This window comes from Streptomyces sp. NPDC019937 (assembly GCF_040631655.1).
Lineage (GTDB): Bacteria > Actinomycetota > Actinomycetes > Streptomycetales > Streptomycetaceae > Streptomyces.
The window spans coordinates 1-17673 of the sequence record NZ_JBEYAL010000085.1 but is presented as its reverse complement, the minus strand read 5'-3'; the positions used below and the strand labels follow the sequence as shown (position 1 = coordinate 17673).

Below are 17673 nucleotides of genomic sequence, written 5' to 3'. Positions count from 1 at the left end.
CGCCGCACTCGGCGGTCGCCGCCCGCCGCCCGCTCGGCCAGCAGGGCGATCCGGCCGCCGGGCCCGGGGTGCTGGGCGGCGGCCTGTTCGGGGGACAGGCCGCTCGCCCGCAGCACCGCCTCCTCGCCCGCGTAACTCTCCAGACAGCCGCGCCCGCCGCACGCGCACGCGGGCCCTTCGGGCCGCACCGGCACATGGCCCAGCTCGCCCGCGAAGCCGTGCGTGCCGCGCAGCAGCCGCCCGTCGAGCACGACCGCGGCGCCGATGCCGATCTCGGCCGAGACATGGACGAAGTCGCGCGGCGCCGGGTCATGGCCGCCGCGCCACAACTCGGCGAGCGCCCCGAGGTTGGCCTCGTTGTCGACGGTCAGCGGCAGTCCCGGCAGCGCGGCACGCAGGGCGGGGCCGATGTCCACGCCCTCCCAGCCGAGGTTGGGCGCGCGCACCACCAGCGACGACTCGCGCCCCACCAGGCCCGGCACCGCCACCGCGAGCCCGGCCGGCCGCAGCCCCTCGCGCGACGCCTCCGCCGCCACCAGCCGGACCAGCTCGGCGAGCCGGGCGAGCGCCGGGCCCGCGGCGCGGTCCCGGTTCGCCGACGCCACCTCCGTACGGGCCCGCACCCGGCCGCCCAGGTCCACCGCGCAGACGGCCAGATGGTCCACGCCTATCTCCGCGCCGATCCCGGCCGGACCGCGCTCGTTGAGCTGCAGCGCGCTCCCGGGGCGGCCGACCGTGCCGGGCCGGGACGGGCCCAGTTCGACCAGCAGCCCGTCCCGGATCAGCTCCTCCACCAGTGTGGAGACCGCGGCCCGGGTCAGCCCCACCCGGGTCGCGACGGACGCGCGGGAGAGCGGCCCGTGCGCGGCCACGGCGTGCAGCACGAGGGAGAGGTTGCGGCGGCGCATCGCCTGCTGGGTGTTGGGCAGTGGCGCTGCCACCGTCGTCTCCTCTCGTACCGTCCGTCTCTCAGGGGCCCGGCGGGGTTCAGGCGCGGCGCAGCAGCCCGTCCGCGTCGGACAGCACCCGCGAGATGCGCTCCCGCGCCTCCTCGTCGCGCTCCACCGCTTCGTACGACGGCCCCTCCGCGGTCGCCCAGCGGCGCGCCACCGCCGCCGGGTCCTCGCCCAGCGCCAGCCCCGCGGCCTGGGCGGCGGCGCCGAGGGCGACCAGTTCCTGCGCCCGCGGCACCTGGACGGGGCGGCCGCTCAGCCGCCGCACCGTCTCCCGCCAGGCCGTGCCCTTGGCGCCGCCGCCGATCAGCAGCAGCGGCGTGTCGCGGGCCGCGTCCGCGTCCAGCACCTGGTCGAGCGCGGTGAGCAGGGCGAAGACGGCGCCGTCGTAGGCGGCCTGGAGGAGCTGGCCCGGCCCGGTGTCGTGGCGCAGCCCGTGCAGCAGCCCGGAGGCATGGGGCAGGTTCGGGGTGCGCTCACCGTCCAGGAACGGCAGCAGCACGGCCGAGCCGCCCGGCTCCACCGCCTCCCGGTCCCGGCCCAGCAGCGCCGCGACCTTGTCGACCGCGAGCGTGCAGTTCAGGGTGCAGGCCAGCGGAAGCCAGGCCTCGCGGGTGTCGGCGAACCCGGCGACCACCCCCGTGGGATCCGCGGGCCGGTGCTCGGAGACCGCGTACACGGTGCCGGAGGTGCCGAGGCTGAGCACGGGCTGCCCCGGGCGCAGCCCGAGCCCGAGGGCCGCGGCCATGTTGTCGCCGGTTCCGGTGGCCACCAGGGCGCCGGTGGGCAGCGGCAGGTCCGGCAGGTCCCGTACGGTCCCGGCGGCCTCACCGTGGCGCAGGACGCGCGGCAGCAGGGCGGCGGAGAGCCCGACCCGGCCGAGGATCTCCTCGTCGTACGCCTCGGTGCCCGACGCCCACCAGCCGGTGCCCGAGGCGTCGCCGCGGTCGGTCGTGCCGTATCCGGTGAGCCGTTCGGTGAGGTAGTCGTGGGGGAGCCGGACGGCGGCGGTGGCGCGGGCCGACTCCGGCTCGTTCTCCCTGAGCCAGGCCCATTTGGTGACGGTGAACGACGTCGCGGGCACGCTGCCGATCCGCTCCGCCCAGGCCTTGGGGCCGCCCAGCTCCTCGACCAGCCGGTCGCGCTGCGGCGCCGAACGTACGTCGTTCCACAGCAGCGCGGGGCGTACCGGACGGCCGGCGGAGTCCAGCGTCACCAGCCCGTGCTGCTGTCCTCCGACGGAGACCGCGGCCGCCTGCCGGGCGTGCGGACCGCACTGGCGCAGCGCCTCCGCCAGCGCCTCCCACCACGCTTCAGGATCGCTCTCCTTGCCCTCGCCGCCGGCTCCGCCGCCGACGACGTGGGGACCCTGGCCGCGTGCGACGACCCGGCCGGTCGCGGCGTCGACGACCAGCGCCTTGGTCGACTGCGTGGAGCTGTCCACGCCGACGACCAGCGGTCCTTCCGGCACGGGTACGGCTGCTGCTGCCATCTCGCGCTCTCCCTTGCGTCCCTGTGTGCTGCGACGAATCTCATCCGGCCTGAGCGGGGCTTCCCCGGAATGCTCGCGCATACTAATTTGTAAAGCGCCCTGACGAAATAGGCGAGGGAGTTGCGATGAGCTATAGCCCCACCCCCGAGGACCGGTTCACCTTCGGCCTGTGGACGGTCGGCTGGCAGGGCCGGGATCCGTTCGGGGAAGCCACCCGCCCGGCGCTCGACCCCGTCGAGTCCGTCACCCGGCTCGCCGAACTCGGCGCGTACGGCGTCACCTTCCACGACGACGACCTCATCCCCTTCGGCGCCTCCGAGACCGAGCGCGAGTCGCACATCAAGCGCTTCCGGCAGGCCCTGGACGCCACCGGCATGACCGTGCCCATGGCCACCACCAACCTCTTCACCCATCCGGTCTTCAAGGACGGCGCCTTCACCGCCAACGACCGGGACGTCCGCCGCTACGCCCTCCGCAAGACCCTGCGCAACATCGACCTCGCGGCCGAGCTGGGCGCGAAGACCTATGTGGCCTGGGGCGGCCGCGAGGGCGCGGAGTCCGGCGGGGCCAAGGACGTGCGCGCCGCGCTCGACCGGATGAAGGAGGCCTTCGACCTGCTCGGCGCGTACGTCACCGAGCAGGGCTACGATCTGCGCTTCGCCATCGAGCCCAAGCCCAACGAACCGCGCGGCGACATCCTGCTGCCCACCGTCGGCCACGCGCTCGCCTTCATCGAGCGGCTGGAGCGGCCCGAGCTGTACGGGGTGAACCCCGAGGTCGGCCACGAGCAGATGGCCGGGCTGAACTTCCCGCACGGCATCGCCCAGGCGCTGTGGGCGGGCAAGCTCTTCCACATCGACCTCAACGGTCAGTCCGGCATCAAGTACGACCAGGACCTGCGGTTCGGGGCGGGCGATCTGCGGGCCGCCTTCTGGCTCGTCGACCTGCTGGAGACGGCGGGCTACGAGGGGCCGCGCCACTTCGACTTCAAGCCGCCGCGCACCGAGGACATCGCGGGCGTGTGGGCGTCGGCCGCCGGCTGCATGCGCAACTACCTGATCCTCAAGGAGCGCGCGGCCGCCTTCCGCGCCGACCCGGAGGTCCAGGAGGCGCTGCGCGCCTCGCGCCTGGACGAGCTGGCCCGGCCCACCCTGGACGAGGGCGAGACCCCGGCCGCGCTCCTTGCCGACCGCACCGCCTTCGAAGAGTTCGATGTCGAGGCCGCCGCCGAGCGGGGCATGGCCTTCGAGCGCCTGGACCAGCTCGCCATGGACCATCTGCTGGCCGCGCGCGGCTGACCGCCGTCGGCCGCCGGTCCCGCCCCCCGACGGGACCGGCGACCGAAGTTCACCGGACCGGCTCAGCCCGGAGGTCCCGCCGGCCCCGCCGGATCAGGACGGCTGCCAGCCGGCGAGCCAGTCCGCGATCTCGTAGTCGGCGGCCTGGGCGTCGGTCAGCTGCGGCCGATCGCCGCTCGCCGAACCGGAACCGGCGCCGGTGTTCTTGTACTCCGCGAAGCGGTCGTCCTTCCAGGAGAAGCCGCTCATGTCCGTCCACGGCGTGGTTTTGACCGCCGCCGACAGGCTCGTGTTGCGGACGACCGCCTGTGGATCGAGGCTCGCGTCCCCGCCCGCGTGCCACGGGCGGCCGAGGTAGAACGACCGGTTGCCGACGTCCCCGCCGATGCTGCTGTTGATGAACAGGAAGCCCTTCTTCCCGGCCGCCGTCGAGGGCGCCGCCACATAGCCGCCGGAGCTGCCGTCGTAGCGCTTGACGAGACGGATCGTCGACTTGTTGACAACGGCGGAGGCGCGGCCGAAGACGAAGTCGACATTGCCCTGGATCACGGAGTTGTTGACGTACACCCGGCCGGTCGTGGCCTTGCTCGCGGAGTCCAGCAGCAGGGTGTCCTGGTCGCCGACCGCGCCGATGTCGTCCAGCACGATCCTGTCCGCCGCGGTGCGCAGCGCGACCGCCTGCTTGTCGGTGATGCTGGTGTTGGCCTCGTTGAAGTCGTTCACGAACTGCAGATGGCGCGCCTGGAAGTCGTCCGCCTCGACGGCGACGGTCGCGCTGCCGCCGGTGCCGTAGGTCCCGCCGCCGGGCTTCGGGGTGCCGGAGGCGTTGTTGTAGACGATCGTCACGTCACCCTTGTTGCCGGTGCTGCCCACCAGCCGGATGTGCGGCTTGTTGGAGGGGATCTTCACGGTCTCCCGGTAGGTGCCGGGCTTGACGGAGATGGTGACCGCGGAGGAGTTGTTCGCCGGGACCGCGTCGACCGCCGCCTGGACGGTCGTGTACTGACCGCTGCCGTCCTTGGCGACGACGAGGGTCGCCGCTGCGGCGGATTCGGCCGCGTGGGCCCGGCCGCCGTCGCCGAACCATCCGGTGGCCGGAGCGGCGATCAGCGCGGCGCCGGTGGCGAGGGCCAGGGGGCCGACGAGCGGGCCGGGGCGGCGGCGCCGGGAGCGCGGACGCGATGCGAGCATGGGGGATCTCCGTCCCGTGGAGGCGTGTGTCGGGGGTGTTCTGACGCCCTACGGTTGCCACGCCCCCGCGAAAGGTTGCCGCCCCGCCGCCGCGTCCGCGCCGGGGTACCGACGCCCCGGCCTGGTGCCGCGTCAGTCCACGGCGAGCATCGCCAGCGCGGCCTCCGGATCCCGGGACGGCGGACCGGCGGGCCACCAGCGCCCCCGGTCCTTGCGGTACGGCCACCAGCGCCCGTCACGCCCGTAGCGCACCTGGGCATCGGTATCCGGCGCCGTCCAGCGGTTGCCCGCCGCGCGCAGCCGGGGCGCCCGCTCGCCTTCCTCCCAGGCGGCGGCGAGCTGGGCGCGGGCGCGCGCCAGGGCCTCGGCGTCCGGGGGCCACTCCTCCTCCAGCACCGTGAGCGCGGCGGTCCCGCCGTGCTCCCAGGCCCGTACGGCGCGGGCCAGATCCAGGCGGTCGCGCCCGCAGCCCGCGGCGAGCCGGGCGGCGACCGTGGCCGGGGGACCGGCGGCGGTCAGCCGCACCGTGTCCTGCCACTCCGTCAGCGCGGCCGGGACGGGGGACGCGGCGTGGCCGGGGGCCAGCGCCTCGGCCAGCAGCCGCTGAGCGCGTACGGCGGCGTCCGCCGCGAGGAACTCCAGCGCGGCCACGTCCAGTCCGGGCGCCGGATCCGTACCACCGGCGAGTACCGGGGGACGGCCGGGCGCGGCGACGGCCGGTGGGGGAGCGGGCAGCGGGGGCCGGCCGGGCGCGGCGAACGCCGCCTGAGCCGGTACGCCCTCAGGGGCCGCGGCGGGTGTCTCTTCCCCGGCCTGCGGGGTGTGCCGGGCGGCGTGCGCCACGCTGCGCACCTGGAGTTCGTCCAGCAGCTCCCGCTCCCCGCGGCCGCGCATCAGCAGCAGCAGATACGGGTCCTCGTCCAGCAACCGGGCGACCTGGTAGCACAGCGCGGCGGTGTGCGGGCAGTGGTCCCACGCCTCGCACGCGCACTCCGGCTCCAGATCGCCTATCCCCGGCAGCAGATCGACGCCCACGGCGGCCGCGTCCTCGACGAGCTGCGGCGGCATGTCGCGGTCGAGCAGCGCGGCGATGTGCCCCGAGCGCTCGGCGACCACCCCCAGCAGCCGGTCCCACTCGCCGTCGTCCAGCTCCTGCAGCAGCACGTCGGAGCGGTACGGGGTGCGGTCCCGGTCCCGTACCACCGCGGTGATCCGCCCCGGCCGTACGCACACCGCGCCGACCGCGCCCTCGCGTGCGTGCTTGCGGCCGCGCTTGAGCTGCGCGTTGTCCAGCGCGGTGTCCTCCAGGGCCTTCAGCCAGGCCCGGCCCCACCAGGTGCGGGCGAAGCCGCGGCCGTGGGCCGGCGGCAGGGCGGCGAGGGTGCGCTCGGGGCGGGCGCCGGGCGCGTCCTCGGCGTCCCCGTGCTCATCGGTCGTGCGGCTCATCGCTCGGTCCCCCTCAGCTCCACCAGCTCCGCGAGCTGGGCGTCGGTCAGTTCGGTCAGCGCGGCCTCGCCGGAGCCCAGCACCGCGTCGGCCAGCTCCCGTTTGCGCTCCAGCATCGCGGCGATCCGGTCCTCCACGGTGCCCTCCGTGACGAGGCGGTGGACCTGCACCGGCTGGGTCTGGCCGATGCGGTACGCGCGGTCGGTGGCCTGCGCCTCGACGGCCGGGTTCCACCAGCGGTCGTAGTGCACGACATGGCCCGCCCGGGTGAGGTTCAGCCCGGTGCCCGCCGCCTTCAGCGACAGCAGGAACACCGGCGTCTCGCCGTCCTGGAAGCGCCGCACCAGCTCCTCGCGGCGCGCCACCGGCGTACCGCCGTGCAGCAACTGGGCCGGTACTCCGCGCGCGGCCAGGTGGCTCTCGAGGATCCGGGCCATCCGCACGTACTGGGTGAACACCAGGACGCTCGCGCCCTCGGCGAGGATGGTGTCCAGCAGCTCGTCGAGCAGTTCCAGCTTCCCGGACCGGCCGGGCACCACGGGCCGGTCCTCCTTCAGATACTGCGCCGGGTGGTTGCAGATCTGCTTCAGTCCGGTCAGCAGCTTGACGATGAGTCCGCGCCGCTCGAACCCGCTGCTGTCCGAGATCTCCGCCAGGATCTCCCGCACCACCGCCTCGTACAGCCCGGCCTGCTCCTTGGTGAGCGCCACCGCCCGGTCCGTCTCGGTCTTCGGCGGGAGCTCGGGCGCGATGCCCGGGTCGGACTTGCGGCGCCGCAGCAGAAAGGGACGGACCAGCTTCGCCAGCCGCTCCGCGGCGGCCGGGTCGCTGCCGCTCTCCACCGCCTGGGCGTAGCGCCTGCGGAACACGTCATGGGTGCCCAGCACCCCGGGCGTGGTCCAGTCGAGGATCGCCCACAGCTCGGAGAGGTTGTTCTCGATGGGGGTGCCCGAGAGCGCGACCCGCGCCTTGGCGCCGATGGTGCGCAAGCGCTTGGCGGTCGCCGAGAACGGGTTCTTGACGTGCTGCGCCTCGTCGGCGACGACCATGCCCCAGGGGCCCGCGTCGGCCAGCCGGTGCGCGTCGAGCCGCATCGTGCCGTACGTGGTCAGGACGAACTCCCCGTCCGCGAGGCCGTCCAGGCTGCGCGCCGTGCCGTGGTAGCGGCGCACCGGGGTGCCCGGCGCGAACCGTTCGATCTCGCGTCGCCAGTTCCCCATCAGCGAGGTGGGGCAGACCACCAGGGTGGGCCCGGAGGCCTCCGGCACGTCCTGCCGGTGCAGATGCAGCGCGATCAGTTCCCTATAGGTTCAGTGTGTTGAAGGGCTACAGGAGGGGGTGCGTGGAGCTGTGTGGCGAGTGTTCTGGGTGGGTGCGGACTGGTGGGAGCGGTCCGGAGGGTCGGGTCTCGTAGGTGCCGACTTTGAAATGCGGGAGGGCGATGCGGTCTTCGTCGCGCCGGATTACCGGATCGATCCTGTGCTGTGCCGGTACGGGCAGTCGGCGACGTTTCGGGGGCACGCGGCGGAGACGCGGCGCAATTACGCCGTCGACCTGGTGCTGCTGCTGACGTTCTTGTGGAGCCGGGGAAGAAGTTGATCGGACGCTAGAGATAAGGACTTGGAAGATTTCAAGGACTGGCGGTTCAAGGCTCCGCAGAATCCGGGGCGAGTCGGGGCCTCGAAATCGAATCGTGAACTCGCCGCTTTCGCAGCGTTCTTCAAATGGGCGAAGCGGAAGCGGTATGTCACGGACAGCCCGGTAGCCGTGCGGGAGGTCGTCGGGCGCGAGGGTGAGGTACGTGAGGTGCCCGCGGGTCTGGAACCGGTGAAGCCAGCCTCGGGTATGCACTGGCTCACGCCGAGGTCGTGGCGCTTGTGGATCGCCGTTGGTTTGTGCGGGCACGACGCCCAGGACCTCGTGGAGCCGGGGTGGATGGGACGATTGGAAGACAGGAACGTGGCGTTCACGCGGCTGGTGGTGTCATCGGGACTGCGTCGTCAGGAGGCTGGGGCACTGCTGACGTTCGAGGTTCCGGCCACCCGGCTCGGCAAGAGCCGCTATTGCTTCGGCCGGCTGGCTGCGGAGTCGACGCGGGCGAAGGCGGCCCGGACCTACTACGCGTCCACGGAGTCGGCGCGGGACATCGAGTCGTACGCGGACGGCTCCCGGGCGTGGGCGGTGCGCAAGGCGCAGCTCAAGGGCCGCTATGACCGCTTGGCCGGGATGAGGCTGGTTACCGAGGTGACGCCTGGAGCGGACGTGCCTGTTCACGGAGGGCCCGCAAGGCCCGGAGCCGATGTGGCTGTGGCTGAATGAAGCGGGACTGCCGTTTCATCCGCACTCGTGGGAGGCCGTCTTCCGCGCGGCAAACCTGCGGTGCCGGAAGGTGCTGGCGCCTCCGAAGCATGAGCGGGTGGATCCGCACAAGGTCTACTGGCCGCACGCCAGAGTGCACGCGGGGCGTCACAGCTTCGCCTTGAAGATGCTGGTCACCCTCAACGAGGTCCTCGACCGCAGGTTCGGCCTGACCACGCGCGAGCGCCGACACTACGGGCAGCTCCTGGGGGACCCGTGGCAGATGGTCCAGGGGCTGCTGGGCCACGCCACCCGGCAGATCACCGTCGATACGTATCTCGCGCCGGTACGGCACTTGGACCTGGCGTCGTTGCTGCGGGAAGCAGAGGAGCCGGCCGGCGAGGCGGTGACCGACCTGGACGGCGTGTTCGCGAAGCTCGCCAGGGAATCGGAGGGCATCCAGGACATCGACGCGAAGCTCACCGTCAAGCAGACCGGGGGAAGCGCATGAGCCGCAGGGGACGATCCGCTTCGCTGCCGCCGGCCGACCACTCGGCCCCGGCAGTCCTGGACCCAGTCGACGACCGGGTCGTGCACCACCGCGACCGTGACGGCCACGTGAGAGAGTTCGACTTCGCCACGCTGCCGGTCGCCGAACCCATGCAGCGTTCCCTGGCCACGCTGTTCGGGGCCGTCACCGAGGGCTGGTCCTCGCATGGGACGTCCAAAGGAGCGTTCAAGAACATCAGGGCGTTCACCAAGTACCTGTCCGAATGCGTGAAACCTCCGCAGGACCTGGAGGGCTTGACTGCTGCGCTGGTGAACGGCTGGTGGCTGCAGCAGAAGGATCGCCAGGGCAGCCGGGCTGCGTTCCGGCAAGTGCGGAGCCTGCTGATCGAGGACGCGAGACTTCAGCAGGGTCCGGTCGCCGAAGCGCTGACCCGCCGTGTCCCGCTGCTTCCCCGCGACCAGGAGTCCTATGAGTCGGCCGAACTCGGACAGATCAAGCTGACGGCCCTGCGGATCTTCCGCTCTGCCCGGTTGCGCATTGAGGAGAACACCGCGCACCTCCATCAGTGGCACGAGGGCGCATTCTCGCCCGACAGCCCGGATGGACTGCTCGGCGAAGCCCTGGACATCATCGCGCGCACGGCAGACGTTCCCCGTTACAGCAGAGGAGACGTACAGCAACGGTATCGACGGGCGCTGGGAGGCAACGACGCGGAGACCCTGTGGAAGCGGCTGTTCCTGGACCGGATGGAAGCCGTCTCGCTCGGAGTGCTGCTGATGGCAGAGTTCGGCTGGAACCTGAGTGTGATCAACGTGATGCCCACACCCACGGCGGCTCCGGACTTCGGCGGGGACGGACACCCGACTTACAACATCAAAGTCTGGAAGCACAAGGGCAAACGGTTCGAGAGTGAAAACGTCGCCGACACCGGCGCGGGGTCTCCCGGCAGACTGATCACCGAAGCGCTGGGAGCAACCCGCTTCGCCCGCGCCTTGGCCAATGACCTTGCCCCGGGCATCGATCGCTTCGTCGGCTGGCGCCCGCTGCAACGCCGGGAGACCACCGACAAGTCGCGACGGGTCATCGTCGGCCCGATCCGGTTCGGCCTGGACGGCAACGACGCGGCAGTCTGGGGGAAGAAGACAGGAACAGGGTCGCCGTTCCAGCGGGGGCGGCGCACGGTTGTGGTCGAGCGCGGAGAGCCGTCCCAGCACAGCCTCGACACGCATGAACGCCGGTACGTGCTGCCGGACAAGCGAGTTCAGCGGGAAGCAGCACCGATCGTCGCGGCTGGTGCAGCTGCCGCAGTCCGCACCGCGCGACGCCAGGTGCAACTGCGCGCCCGATTGGTCGACCAACGATCTGCCGAGCACGGTGAGACCGCCACCGCGGACTGCTCCGGGACCGAAGGTGGTCCCGCGCCGTTGCCGAACGGCGGCTGCGGGGCCTCATTCCTTCTCTGCCTGGCCTGCGAGAACGCCCGCGTCCACGCAGATCACCACCCTCGCCTCGTGCTGCTGCACCAGGCCCTGGTCAACGCTCGCACCGTGCTGCCGGCGCCCGCTTGGGAACGGCGGTGGGGCGACGCTCATGCTCGGCTGGATGACCTGCAGCGGAAAGTTGGCCCCGGCGCCTGGCAGCAGGCGCGCACGAGGATCACCGACCTCGACCGCACCATCGTCGACAACCTGCTGAACGGATACCTCAACCCGTGACCGCTCCCTTCGAAGCCGACCCTTATGTGCTGCCACTGCCCGACCCGGACACCCCGGTCTTTCCCGCGCACCTGGTCATCGCCCGCCACGCTCACCTCAACGGCCACTACAGCGACGCGATTTGGCCTCTCGCACCGCTCATCGACGACCCGAGCATGGAACACAGCCGCCTCGCCTGGGCCTCTTGCCCCGACGGCTTCCGCGAGGAACTCAGGCTGATCACCTGGACGTTCTTCAACGGCGAACTCCGCAACACTTTCGTACACGAGCGCGGCAGCCGGCTGCGGACCCGCCTCGCGCCCGGAACCGCCCGAAATACGGTCTATCAGTGGTGGGGGATGTCCGACTGGCTGCACAAGCACGGCCTCACCAGCTTCGCGGAGTGCGACCGCGACGCGTTCAGCCGCTACGCCGAGCATCTCCGCGAGACGATCACTACCCGGGGAACCGTGAGGAAGGCCCTGACCGCGGTGACACGGCTGTGGGCATTCGACGAGCTCAGCGCACGGCCGCTCGGAATCCGCCGCCCTCCGTGGGACGAGGAAGGCATGGACGACTACCTGCCCGCCGCCTCGCCCCGCGGACCGGAAAACGCACGAGAGCCCCTGAGCGAAGAAGTCATGGGCCCGCTCTTGGTCTGGGCCCTGCGCCTGGTGGACGACCTGGCTGACGACATCATCGCCGCCCGCCAGGAGACCGTCCGCCTCACCCAGGCAGCCCTCACCCAGCCCAGCACCCCCGAGGGCCGGGAGTCCTTGCGCACCTACCTCACCGAGCACCTCACGGCCCGGCGTCCGCTGCCCTCGACCCGCCAGAACGGCAAGACCGCCCTGGCCCGGCAGTACATCGCCGGCGTCACCGGCGCTTCCCTCAAGCAAGTCGCACTGGCCTACCGGGACCGCGGACTCGACAGCCTGGTCACCGCGGATCCTGGCCCCTGCCCACTGGATGTCGCAGTCACGGGACAGATCGCCGGCAGCCCCTGGCGCTCGCGCATCGACTACACCGAAACCAGCGAACTCCTCAGGCACCTGATCACGGCCGTGTTCATCGTCTGCGCGTACCTGACCGGCGCCCGCACCCAGGAAGTGCTCGCGATGCGCTCGGGCTGCTGCCCTGATCCAGAAGACGGGCAAGGGCGGCACCTGATGCGCATCCAGCCCGAAGACGTCGACGACTCCCTCGACGACGAGGACGAGCTGGACGACGATTTCGACGACGAGCCGCATCTGCTGGTCCGCAGCAGGCACTTCAAGACCGCGACCGATCCGGACACCGGTAACTACCTTCCCAGCGGAGCCGAACGAGCGGTCCCCTGGGTTGCCATCGCCCCAGTGGTCAACGCGATCAGAGTCCTCGAGCGACTCGTCCCCGAGGGCGACCTGCTCTTCGGCGCCTCTGTCCACAATCGGACCCACCCCAACACACGGACGGGCTCACTGATTGCCGACACCATTCGGACTCGGATCGAGGACTTCGTGACCTGGGCAAATATGGAAGCCGACGCCCACGACCTTTCAGAAGAAGTGATCCCGCCCGACCCGCACGGCAAGATCGGACTCGGACGCTTCCGCCGAAGCCTCGCCTGGCACATCGCACGCCGACCAGGAGGACTGGTCGCCCTCGCCATCCAGTACGGGCACATGCGCACAGTGTTGAACACCGACGAGTCGGGCCGCTATGGCAGCCGCAGCCGCTCCGGCATTCACCAGCTCGTTGACATCGAGACCGCGCTGGCCACTGCTGACGCCGCCGCCGATCTGGCTGAGCGATTCGAGGCCGGCGAAGGCATCTCCGGTCCCGCAGCCCGCCGCGCTCTCCTCCAAGCCACTACCGGCCCCATGTTCCAAGGCGGTCTGGTCAAACGGGACTTCCCGCGGTTCTCTGGGGGAGTGAGGCCGTCGTAGTGGTGTGCACCTCGGGTTTGTGCAGCTGAGCCACTCGTGGTCGAACTCTAGCTAGTGCAACAGCTGTGGTGCTATCGCTGGTTGGAGTGTCTCTGAGAGGGCGGTACGTGACTTGATGTCTGTATTGCCCTGTCGGCTGGGGTAGGCAGGCTGCTCGGAGGGCCGCCGGGCGGCTATGCCGCGGCTGGGCGAACAATCCCTGCTGAGTCCTGGGTGACCTGGGTGATGGCTGCCTCGATGTCGAAGGCTGTGGAGCGTAGATCGACGCCGGGGCCCAGGAGCGCCCAGTGGGCGCCGGCCCGTCCGTAGGGCATGCCGATGCTGCCGCGGTTGATCACAAGTCGGCCGTGGGCGAGGCGGACGAACGGCATGTGTGTGTGCCCGCAGACCACCGTGCGAATGTCGGTGTCAAGCCCGCTGAGGACTTCTCGCCAACGGTCGAGGCGTGAGCCGACCAGAACGACCTCTTCATCGTCCCGAGGAGTGGCGTGACAGAACAGCGCCTTTCCAAGGCCGTGTACTGGCAGAGAGCGCCGCCGCGTCATCAGCCTGCGCTTCCACGGTGTCCGGGGTCTGGCCACTGGAGCTTGCGACGCCTGTATTGTCGAACAGAATGACCGGACGGTTCGCGGCCAGTCCGTCCGTCACCGCAGGATCCCAGTGATCCATGCCGCCACGGAAATGCTGCAGGAACACCAGCGGTGTGCCCGTCTCGGCGCGGAAGCGCCGGCAGGCGTACCGAATTCGGTTCGCCGTGACGAACCGCGTCGGAGCCGTCACATGGGAGAGAGGCGGTGTGTGAGTCGGTCGGGTCGTCGTCTTCGGCTCCTACTTCATCAGCCGCACGGGAGAACCCGCCTGGAACGCGGCGATGCCCTCGACGGAGTCCTGATAGAAAATCTCGTACAGGTCGCGGTTCACGAATCCGACGTGCCCCGTGAGCAGCGCGTTCGGCAGCGCCCGCAACGGGTGGTCCGCGGGTAGCGGCTCGGTGTCGTACACGTCGAGGGCGGCTGCTCGGATCGCGCCCTCACGCAGGACGTCGATCAGGGCGACCTCGTCGACGACCGGTCCGCGTGAGGTGTTGACCAGGAGGGCCGAGGGCTTCATCGACCGGAGTTCCGCCGCGCCGACCAGCCCGCGTGTTTGCTTGCTGAGCGGTACGTGGATCGAGAGCACATCGCTTTCGGTGAAGAGTCGCTCCTTCGTCACCGCCCGCACGCCGTGCTCGGCGGCGGTTTCGGGGGTCAGGTTCCGACTCCATGCGATGGTGTCCATTCCGAAGGCCTGTCCGATCCGTGCCACTCCGGAGCCGACGCGACCGAGGCCGAGAATGCCGAGAGTCCTGCCGTGCAGCCCCTCGCCGACCGATACCTGCCAGCCGCCGGCGCGCATCGACTCCGCCTCGACGACCAGGTTTCTCGTGGCACCGAGGATCAGCGCCCAGGTGTGCTCGATGGTGGGGTGGGACTCATAGCGGGTCCCGCACACCGTGATGCCGAGTCTGTGGGCGGCCGTAAGGTCGATGGCGGCATTGGCCGGGCCGGTGCTGACCAGGAGCCGAAGGTCGGGCAGCCGCTCCAGGACCTCGGCCGGGAATCGCGTGCGCTCCCGCATGGCCACGAGCACGTCGAACCCGGCGAGGCTACGGACCACCTCGTCGGCGTCGGCGAACGGCTCGGTGAAAACGACGACCTCGGCAACGAGCGACGCCCAGTCGGCCAGGCTCGTCGCGACGTTCTGATAGTCGTCGAGGATCGCGATCTTCATGCGGGTGGCCATGTCGGCAACCTCCGTATTTCGTCGAGGTGATGCGTCTGTCTTCGCGGGGTGGCGAGGCGGCGTGGCTCAGGCGAGCAGGCCCAGGGCGCTGTACCAAAGGGGTCCCGGGTTGAGCCGGTCACCGTGGAGCTTCGACATTTCCTCGAAGAACTCCAGCGGCTCCGGCTTGCCGGCCAGGAGCCGGATCGCGTCGCGCAGGTACTGCCGGGTCTCGTCCAGGATCTTCGGGTCGTCGGGCAGGTCTGCCTTCTTGTGGCCGGCGACCACGTGGCGCGGATCGAGTGCGGCGAGCCGGTCGATGCCGTCCAACCACGCCTGAAGGCCGCCGTCACCGCCTTCGAGCATCATCAGGTGCACGCCGTTGTAGACCACGTCCCCGGCGACGACGAGACCGATCGACGGCACGTGCAGGACGCTGGAGTCGTCGGTGTCGGTGTGACCGGTCTCGACGGCCCGGAGGACTCGGCCCTCCAGCCGGAATCCCTCGGTCGGCACGGGCACGGCGAGGACCGGGGTGTTCTCCGGGACCCCGGGGAAGGTCTTCGCGAACCCCTTGTCCTTGCTCTCCAGTTGGCTGCGCATCTGCCGGATGGTGCCCTCGGTGGCGTACACCACGCTGTCGGCGTCGCCGAACCGTTCCAGCAGCGTCGCGGTGCCGAACCAGTGGTCGGGGTGGCCGTGGGTGACGTAGACGAACGCCAGACGCTTCCCTGAGCGCGCCAAGCCCTCGGCGACCTGCGCGATCTGGGTGTGAGTCAGCGGCGGGTCCACCAGGACCGCGTCGCGTTCTCCGGTGATCAGGGTGGATGAGATCGGCGAGGACACGATCCCGTCGCCGTTCGGCAGCTGAAGATCGGTCTTCCGGGGAACGCCGTCAGAGACGAGGACTTCGTAGGACAGTTCGGGCATCTCGGTACTTCTCTCGTGGCAGGGGCTGCCCCTCACCGAACTCGCGAATGAGCGGCGGTTTGCCTGGCGAGGGTGAGCACTATTGATCAGTGGATCTACATCCCACACGCTGGAAACCCGTGGCGCGCGTTGCCGGCGTGCACGCGGTGGTCTGGAGAGTTCCGGCAGGTCAGGCCAGGCGCCGGGTTGTCATCGTCCCCGGCGGAATGGCCCTGATGCCGCTTCGAACGCCCTGCTACGGCTCGGCTCGCGTCCGCGCGGGACCCGCGACGGTGCGAGTTCCTCCGGAGATCGTCATGACCGGGCCACCTTGAGCAGGGTCTTTCCGCCGCGGACGACCTGCTCGATCGCCGTATGGACGTCATCGAGGTCGAATACGGCACCTAGCGGAACGAACAGGGCTCCGCTCGCGACCAGGGGCGCGGCCTCGCGGATGACGGGGAGCACCTTTGTCGCGTAGTCGAAATGGCCGGCGAAGAATCCGTGTACCGTCGCGCGCTTGCCGATCAGGGTCAGTGCGTCGACGGACATCGGCTGCCCGGTCGCCGAGGCGTAGCTGACGAGCGCACCGCCCTCGGACAGCAGGTCGAGCAGGCGGGCGGGAGCGTCGCCGCCCACCGAGTCGACGGCGAGCCCGACCCGGGCATCGCCGATCGCCTTGCGAACCTCTTCGGCCGCCGTCGCGCCGTCGAGGCGGACGATGTCCGCGCCGGCCGCGGTCAGTTCGGCGAACACGGACTCGTCCCGGACGAAGTTGATCGTCCGGAATCCGCGGGCCTTCGCCAGGGCGATCAGGGAACGTCCGACGCCGGAGTTCGCGGCGTTCTGCACGATCCAGTCCCCGGGCCTCAGGTCGGCGTACTCGCTCAGGATCAGACCGGCCGTGGGCGGATTGCTGCCCAGCATCGAGAACTGCTCGACGCTGCCTTCCGGCAGCCGGAACAGCCCGTCGGCGGGCAGCAGCAGCCGCTCGCGCCAGGCACCGGCGAACAGCGGCAGAACCACCAGGTCGCCCGCCGCGAGCGTGTCGACGCCGGGGCCCGCCTCGACAACCCGGCCGACACCCTCGTTGCCGAGGACCAGCGGGAGCGGTGGCCGCCCGAGCTCGCCCCTGACGACCTTGAGGTCGTGCAGGTTCAGCGGTGAGAACTCGACCGCGACCTTGACCTCGCCGGCGCCGGGAGCGTTCGGCTCCTGGAGATCGACGACGCGTACGACGTCCTCCGGCTTTCCGAACTGGGTGATCTGGATGGCACGCATGGGGACTCCGGGTGAGAGGCGGCGAGCTCTTCGCCACAGTCGAACTGCACATTTTGCTTATGTCCGCCGCGGCATGTCCGTCGTTGGACGAGAGGGGGGAATGTCAGCGCCGCACGTTCGGTGCGTCCGCCCTGGGGATCAGCTCCAGCGCCGATTGGGCCGTCTGCCGGAGCGTCGTGCCGTCGACACCCGCCTTGGCCATGTTGTCGATGCCCCTGATCACGCTCAGCAGCAGATATCCCAGGGCCGTGGCGTCGGCGTGCTCGGCCACTTCTCCCGCGTCCTGGGCGTCGCGTAGCGCGGACGCGAGGGCGCCGGCGAGATCCTCGAACGCGCGACGGGCCGTGCCCGCCACCATGTCGTCCTCTCCGGCGCGGTCCGCGGTGACCTTGCTGAGGAAGCATCCCCGGCGGGGCGACTCGGTCGCGAAGGCGTCGGCGAGTGAGGCGACGTAGCGCTCCAGGCGGGCCATCGGCGAGGTGAGCACCGCGTGCGGGCCCTCCCGCAGCTCCTCGCGGGCCTGGGCGACGAGGCCCTGGCAGTAGTCGGAGAAAACGCGCACATAAAGGGCGTGCTTGTTGCCGAACGCCTTGTAGATGCTGCCCTTGCCCAGGCCGGTCGCATCCATGAGGTCATAGGTGGACGTGCCGTCGAATCCGGTGGTCCAGAACCGGTCGCGGACAACATCAAGCACGGTGGTCTCGTCGAAGCCTCGGTTTCGCCCCATGACCTCACGATACCTCATTGTGGTCCAGATGGACCACAACGGTCGGCAACCCGGCCCTCCGTGCCGGCATGGACGGATCGCCTGACGCCCTTCGCTTTGTTGACTGATTGGACCACTTCATGCTTCCATTGTGGTCCAGGTAGTCAACAAAGTCGTGTCAGTCGGCAAACCTGTGGAGGACTGA

15 protein-coding genes and 2 pseudogenes are annotated in these 17673 nt (G+C 70.6%); 6 read left to right on the top strand and 11 right to left on the bottom strand.

All coding sequences use genetic code 11. From position 1 onward, the window contains the following. A partial coding sequence (locus ABZ562_RS40320) for an ROK family transcriptional regulator (protein WP_361490219.1) occupies window positions 1-941 on the bottom strand: 941 nt, incomplete at its 3' end. 46 nt (window positions 942-987) lie between these two features. Then, the gene (gene xylB / locus ABZ562_RS40315; RefSeq protein ID WP_361490217.1) at window positions 988-2445 is read right to left on the bottom strand and encodes a xylulokinase; all 1458 of its coding nucleotides are present in this window, start codon (window positions 2443-2445) and stop codon (window positions 988-990) included. A gap of 125 nt (window positions 2446-2570) precedes the next feature. On the opposite strand from xylB, the gene xylA reads away from it, so the two are divergent. After that, window positions 2571-3743 (top strand): xylose isomerase, encoded by a 1173-nt coding sequence (gene xylA / locus ABZ562_RS40310; RefSeq protein WP_361490214.1) that lies wholly within the window; start codon window positions 2571-2573, stop codon window positions 3741-3743. Between the two features lie 93 nt (window positions 3744-3836). On the opposite strand, the gene ABZ562_RS40305 is transcribed toward xylA, so the two are convergent. From ABZ562_RS40305 to ABZ562_RS40295, 3 genes and pseudogenes are all read right to left on the bottom strand, one after another. After that, window positions 3837-4934 carry a pectinesterase family protein gene (locus ABZ562_RS40305; protein WP_361490212.1) on the bottom strand — a complete coding sequence of 366 codons (1098 nt, stop codon included), beginning with the start codon at window positions 4932-4934 and terminating at the stop codon, window positions 3837-3839. A 132-nt stretch (window positions 4935-5066) separates the two neighbouring features. Then, entirely contained in the window at window positions 5067-6380 is a 1314-nt protein-coding gene (locus ABZ562_RS40300; RefSeq protein ID WP_361490209.1) for an SWF or SNF family helicase, read from the bottom strand. Continuing rightward, window positions 6377-7678, bottom strand: a pseudogene (locus tag ABZ562_RS40295) (DEAD/DEAH box helicase); the annotation flags it as partial. The pseudogene ABZ562_RS40295 and the gene ABZ562_RS40300, both read right to left, overlap by 4 nt. Before the next feature lie 130 nt (window positions 7679-7808). Between ABZ562_RS40295 and ABZ562_RS40290 the strand changes: the two are divergent. From ABZ562_RS40290 to ABZ562_RS40270, 5 genes are all read left to right on the top strand, one after another. Next, window positions 7809-7979 carry a hypothetical protein gene (locus ABZ562_RS40290; RefSeq protein ID WP_361490207.1) on the top strand — a complete coding sequence of 57 codons (171 nt, stop codon included), beginning with the start codon at window positions 7809-7811 and terminating at the stop codon, window positions 7977-7979. Window positions 7980-8000: 21 nt separating this feature from the next. After that, complete coding sequence (locus ABZ562_RS40285) at window positions 8001-8699, top strand: hypothetical protein (RefSeq protein ID WP_361490205.1); 699 nt, start codon at window positions 8001-8003, stop codon at window positions 8697-8699. A 97-nt stretch (window positions 8700-8796) separates the two neighbouring features. Continuing rightward, on the top strand, window positions 8797-9189 hold the full coding sequence (locus ABZ562_RS40280) for a hypothetical protein (RefSeq protein WP_361490202.1): 393 nt from the start codon (window positions 8797-8799) through the stop codon (window positions 9187-9189). Next, window positions 9186-10904, top strand: a complete 1719-nt coding sequence (locus ABZ562_RS40275) for a hypothetical protein (protein WP_361490200.1) — start codon at window positions 9186-9188, stop codon at window positions 10902-10904. The genes ABZ562_RS40280 and ABZ562_RS40275 overlap by 4 nt, the downstream gene beginning before the upstream one ends. After that, window positions 10901-12811, top strand: a complete 1911-nt coding sequence (locus ABZ562_RS40270) for an integrase (protein WP_361490197.1) — start codon at window positions 10901-10903, stop codon at window positions 12809-12811. The genes ABZ562_RS40275 and ABZ562_RS40270 overlap by 4 nt, the downstream gene beginning before the upstream one ends. A gap of 203 nt (window positions 12812-13014) precedes the next feature. Here ABZ562_RS40270 and ABZ562_RS40265 read toward each other — a convergent pair. The 6 genes and pseudogenes from ABZ562_RS40265 to ABZ562_RS40240 form a co-directional block, all read right to left on the bottom strand. Continuing rightward, window positions 13015-13341, bottom strand: a pseudogene (locus ABZ562_RS40265) (metallophosphoesterase family protein); the annotation flags it as partial. After that, on the bottom strand, window positions 13280-13591 hold the full coding sequence (locus tag ABZ562_RS40260; RefSeq protein WP_361490222.1) for a hypothetical protein: 312 nt from the start codon (window positions 13589-13591) through the stop codon (window positions 13280-13282). The gene ABZ562_RS40260 and the pseudogene ABZ562_RS40265, both read right to left, overlap by 62 nt. Window positions 13592-13639: 48 nt before the next feature. Then, a complete protein-coding gene (locus ABZ562_RS40255) occupies window positions 13640-14593 on the bottom strand; it encodes a D-2-hydroxyacid dehydrogenase family protein (protein ID WP_361490194.1) in 954 nt (317 codons plus the stop codon). A 66-nt stretch (window positions 14594-14659) separates the two neighbouring features. Next, the gene (locus ABZ562_RS40250; protein WP_361490191.1) at window positions 14660-15502 is read right to left on the bottom strand and encodes an MBL fold metallo-hydrolase; all 843 of its coding nucleotides are present in this window, start codon (window positions 15500-15502) and stop codon (window positions 14660-14662) included. Window positions 15503-15796: 294 nt separating this feature from the next. Next, window positions 15797-16762, bottom strand: a complete 966-nt coding sequence (locus tag ABZ562_RS40245; protein WP_361490188.1) for a zinc-dependent alcohol dehydrogenase family protein — start codon at window positions 16760-16762, stop codon at window positions 15797-15799. A 103-nt stretch (window positions 16763-16865) separates the two neighbouring features. After that, complete coding sequence (locus ABZ562_RS40240; RefSeq protein ID WP_361490186.1) at window positions 16866-17489, bottom strand: TetR/AcrR family transcriptional regulator; 624 nt, start codon at window positions 17487-17489, stop codon at window positions 16866-16868. Window positions 17490-17673: the final 184 nt, after the last annotated feature.

Bases quoted from the DNA above. Each gene is read 5' to 3' on its own strand.
- ABZ562_RS40290 (WP_361490207.1), top strand. From the start codon at position 7,809: ATGCGGGAGGGCGATGCGGTCTTCGTCGCGCCGGATTACCGGATCGAT.
- ABZ562_RS40245 (WP_361490188.1), bottom strand. From the start codon at position 16,762: ATGCGTGCCATCCAGATCACCCAGTTCGGAAAGCCGGAGGACGTCGTA.
- ABZ562_RS40275 (WP_361490200.1), top strand. From the start codon at position 9,186: ATGAGCCGCAGGGGACGATCCGCTTCGCTGCCGCCGGCCGACCACTCG.
- ABZ562_RS40250 (WP_361490191.1), bottom strand. From the start codon at position 15,502: ATGCCCGAACTGTCCTACGAAGTCCTCGTCTCTGACGGCGTTCCCCGG.
- ABZ562_RS40300 (WP_361490209.1), bottom strand. From the start codon at position 6,380: ATGAGCCGCACGACCGATGAGCACGGGGACGCCGAGGACGCGCCCGGC.
- ABZ562_RS40240 (WP_361490186.1), bottom strand. From the start codon at position 17,489: ATGGGGCGAAACCGAGGCTTCGACGAGACCACCGTGCTTGATGTTGTC.
- xylB (WP_361490217.1), bottom strand. From the start codon at position 2,445: ATGGCAGCAGCAGCCGTACCCGTGCCGGAAGGACCGCTGGTCGTCGGC.
- ABZ562_RS40305 (WP_361490212.1), bottom strand. From the start codon at position 4,934: ATGCTCGCATCGCGTCCGCGCTCCCGGCGCCGCCGCCCCGGCCCGCTC.
- ABZ562_RS40255 (WP_361490194.1), bottom strand. From the start codon at position 14,593: ATGGCCACCCGCATGAAGATCGCGATCCTCGACGACTATCAGAACGTC.
- xylA (WP_361490214.1), top strand. From the start codon at position 2,571: ATGAGCTATAGCCCCACCCCCGAGGACCGGTTCACCTTCGGCCTGTGG.